Origin of the sequence: Shewanella electrica (assembly GCF_022321485.1) — a bacterium.
GTDB classification, from domain to species: domain Bacteria; phylum Pseudomonadota; class Gammaproteobacteria; order Enterobacterales; family Shewanellaceae; genus Shewanella; species Shewanella electrica.
The window spans coordinates 1-231 of sequence record NZ_JAKOGG010000835.1 but is presented as its reverse complement, the minus strand read 5'-3'; the positions used below and the strand labels follow the sequence as shown (position 1 = coordinate 231).

1 protein-coding gene is annotated in these 231 nt (G+C 41.6%); it reads left to right on the top strand.

Annotated features, from left to right (window positions below):
• Positions 1-231: phosphohistidine-like domain-containing protein (locus L9G74_RS24750; protein WP_238899125.1), on the top strand; the 231-nt coding region annotated here is incomplete at both ends.

Sequence of the window (231 nt, the reverse complement as noted above, 5' to 3'; positions counted from 1 at the left end):
CAAGGAATTGCAAGGTTTTATTTGCAACATGCTTTGATCCTAACACCTTGTCTGAACTCCAAGGACATGATGGGAAAGTGTTTTCCTTCAAACCTACTTCTGCAGATATCACCTATAGGGAGATTCCAGAGAGTGAACTGCAATCAGGTTCTCTAAATGCAGAAGCTGGCCAGGCAGTGCCATCTGTGTCATTAGTCAAGAAGAAGTTTCTTGGAAAATATGCAATATCAG